Raw genomic sequence first — 1381 nt, forward strand, 5'->3', positions numbered from 1 at the left:
ACGCTCGCCTCCCAACTGGAAAACACCCAACTCATCGACCTCTACGATAACGTGATACACCAAATACAAATCAACTTCTTAATTGCCATCGGTATTGCCTTCGCTATTTTGATGCTCGCCATGAGTTTCTTTAAACGACAAGGCGAAAAGCAAAGTGAAGATTTCCACGTTCGAGGCTTTCAATACGCCGAACCCAAAGTGCTCACAAATGATTTGAAAAAACGGGCAAAGAAACTCAAAAGACAGGGTGTAGGCAACGGACGGATTTCTGATTTCAAAGTGGATGGGCTGGCCTTGTTTAAGCGTGAGTTTGAAGTGCAGCATATGCTCATCGACGGCACCACAGGGGCAGGTAAATCCGTCATGCTTCGTAAACTCCTGCGCTGGATACGTAAACGTGGGGATAAAGCCATTATTTATGATAAAGGCTGCACCTTTACCAGTAAGTTCTTTGACCCTAGCCAAGATACCTTACTCAACCCCTTCGATGAACGCTGCGCCAATTGGGATGTCTGGTGTGATGCTAAGGATGCCCCTGATTTTGAAAACATTGCGAACGCGCTTATCCCGCAACATGGTGAAGGTGATCCGTTCTGGGTTGATTCCGCACGGACTATCTTTTCAAGTGCGGCGTATCGCATGAGCCAAGATGACAAGCCCTGCTCGACCGCAAGGCTGCTTAGCCTGATACTCACGTCTGAACTTGAAACCCTGGGTAATTTCCTGCAAGGCACAGAGTCTGCTTCCCTGGTCTCTAAAGACATCAAAAAGACGGCCATCTCCATTAAGTCGGTGCTCGCCACCTACATTAAGAGCCTACGCTTTTTAGATGGCTTGGATGATAAAGACGCGAAAGGAGAGCCCAAACGCAAACCGTTTTCCATCACCGATTGGGTACAAGATGATAAACAAAAAGGCTTTTTGTTCTTATCGAGTAACGCGCAGCAACACGCTTCACTGCGTCCTTTAATTTCAACTTGGCTTGCCATTGCCTCTAACGCTATTTTGGGACTCAAAGCCGATGAAGACCGCCGTATCTGGGTGATTATGGATGAGATGCCTAGTCTGCATAAACTGCCTGAGCTGGATAACATCATTTCAGAAGTGCGTAAGTTTGGGGGCTGTTATGTGATTGGTCTCCAGTCTTATGCGCAGCTCGTGAAAACCTACGGAAAAAATACCGCGGACGTTATTTTTGATTTACTCAACTCTCGCTTTTACTTTCGCGCCCCATCAGCGCAGATGGCGCAAATCTCATCCAAAGATTTGGGTGAGCAAGAGGTGGACGTCTCAAGAGAGCACATTTCTTACGGTGCAAATGCACTGCGTGATGGGGTATCGATTGGCCACCAGACGGTGACACGACCGGTTATCTCTAGCA

The 1381-nt window shown here is 47.5% G+C and carries 1 protein-coding gene; it reads left to right on the plus strand.

Going from position 1 to position 1381, the window contains the following annotated elements; genetic code table 11:
* Positions 1-1381: type IV conjugative transfer system coupling protein TraD (gene traD, locus ACED59_RS24465; protein WP_371731395.1), on the plus strand; the 1381-nt coding region annotated here is incomplete at both ends.

The organism is Vibrio sp. FF266, from assembly GCF_041439695.1.
Lineage (GTDB): Bacteria > Pseudomonadota > Gammaproteobacteria > Enterobacterales > Vibrionaceae > Vibrio > Vibrio tasmaniensis_A.